Here is a 2062-nt window from a genome sequence, read left to right as displayed (position 1 = left end):
CGGCGGCAAGAGCGTGTGCTATCAGATCCCGGCCATGCTGCGCCCCGGCGTCGGCCTGGTGGTGTCGCCGCTGATCGCCCTTATGACCGATCAGGTCGAGGCCCTGAAACAACAGGGCGTGGCCGCCGCCCGCCTCGATTCCGGCGTGTCGATGGAGGAGCGCTCCGCCATCTGGCGCGCCGCCCGCTCCGGCGAACTGGACCTGCTCTACGTCTCGCCCGAAGGCCTGGCCGCCGGCTCCATGCTGGAGCGGCTGTCCGAGATCGACCTCAGCCTGATCGCCATCGACGAAGCCCACTGCGTCAGTCAGTGGGGCCACGACTTCCGCCCCGACTATCGCTCGCTGGGCCGTCTGGCCGAGATCTTCCCCGGCGTCCCGCGCATCGCCGTCACCGCCACCGCCGACGCCCGCACCCGCGACGACATCCTGGCCTCGCTGCGCCTCGGCGAGGCCTGCGTCTTCGTCGACAGCTTCGCCCGCCCCAATCTGCAGCTGTCGGCCGAGCGCAAGATCAACGGCAGCCGCGCCCGCACCGACGCCGCCGTGGTCGAACTGGTCCGCGAGCGGCGGGGCAAGTCCGGCGTGGTATATTGCGGCAGCCGCGACGGCTGCGAGCGCGTGGCGCAAACCCTGCGCGACGGCGGCGTCAACGCCATCGCCTATCACGCCGGCTTCGACGCCAAGGACCGCGACAGGCGGCTGGAGCGCTTCCTGGCCGAGGACGGCGCCGTCATGGTCGCCACCATCGCCTTCGGCATGGGCGTCGATAAACCGGATGTCCGCTTCGTCATCCACGCCGATCCGCCCGGATCGCTGGAAGCCTACTGGCAGGAGATCGGCCGCGCCGGACGCGACGGCGAACCCGCCGAGGGCATCACCCTCTACGGCCCCTCCGACATCGCCTGGTCCCTGCGTCGCCTCGAAGGCCGCCCGATGGCCGAGGAGGTCAAGCAGGTCCAGACGCGCAAGGTGCGCCAGCTGTTCGCCATGCTGGACGGCGCCGTCTGCCGCCCTCAGGCGGTGCGCCGCTACTTCGGCGAAACGGACGCCCAACCCTGCGGCGTCTGCGACATCTGCGGCGACCCGCCCGCTGTCTTCGACGCCGTGGTCCCCGCGCAAAAGGCGCTGGCGGCGGTGCAGCGCCTCGGCGAACGCTTCGGTCGGACCCGCGTGGTCGACCACCTGCTGGGCAAGACCAAGGACGTCCAATCGTGGGAGTCGAACCTGTCCACCTGGGGCATCGGCGCCGACCTGTCGCTGACCGCCTGGCGCGACGTCATCGACCATTTGCTGTTCGAGGGCCTGCTGGTCGAAGATCCGAACGAGGGCAAGCCGATCATCCAGCTCGGCGATCCCGAGGCCGTCCGCGCCGTCTATCGCGGCGAGCGACCGATCCAGGTGCGCAAGGCGCCCGTCCGTGTGGTCGAGGCCGAACGCCCGCGCCGCAACGCCGGTCGCAACCTGGCCGCCGAGGCGCTGGACACGGATGTCCGCGCCCGCTTCGAGGTCCTGCGCGCCTGGCGCCGCGACCGCGCCGCCGAGCAGCACGTCCCGCCCTATGTCATCTTCCAGGACAAGACCCTGGTCGAGATCGCCCTCAGCGAGCCGCGCAACCTCGACGCCCTGGGCCGCATCTCCGGCGTCGGCGCCGGCAAGCTGGAGCGCTATGGCAAGGGCGTGCTGGAAGCCCTGGCCTCGGCCGACTGAACCCCGCCCGTGACCAAAGCGTAACTGGAGCTTCGACCTTCACCCTGTCACCCTTCCTCGGATAAGCGGGGGAAGAGACATGAAGCGATTTCTGACGACAGGCGTCGCCTGTCTGGCGATGGCCGGTGCGGTTCAGGCTCAGGACGTTCAGATCGAGACGCAGACCCAAACGCCGACGGCGGCGGTCAAGCCGATGGATCAGCCGCGCGAATGGTCCGCGACCCTGATTCAGGACGCCACCGGCCTGCACGATATCATCGTCGACAGTCATCCGGGCGTGCACGACGCCCTCAACCCCGGCTTTCGCCCCCGGCTGGAACAAGGCCTGACCGTCGCGCTGGACCGGGCGAAGAC

At 70.0% G+C, this 2062-nt stretch carries 1 protein-coding gene and 1 pseudogene; both read left to right on the top strand.

The window, feature by feature from the left end:
- Nucleotides 1-1708: DNA helicase RecQ (gene recQ / locus HX774_RS19085; protein WP_178828986.1), on the top strand; the 1708-nt coding region annotated here is incomplete at its 5' end.
- Nucleotides 1709-1787: 79 nt separating this feature from the next.
- Nucleotides 1788-2062, top strand: a pseudogene (locus tag HX774_RS19080) (peptidase S41); the annotation flags it as partial.

It is taken from the genome of Brevundimonas sp. P7753 (assembly GCF_013386595.1).
GTDB lineage: Bacteria > Pseudomonadota > Alphaproteobacteria > Caulobacterales > Caulobacteraceae > Brevundimonas > Brevundimonas bullata.
Note: the sequence above shows the minus strand (reverse complement) of the source record. Positions and strands in the feature narration are given on the sequence as shown.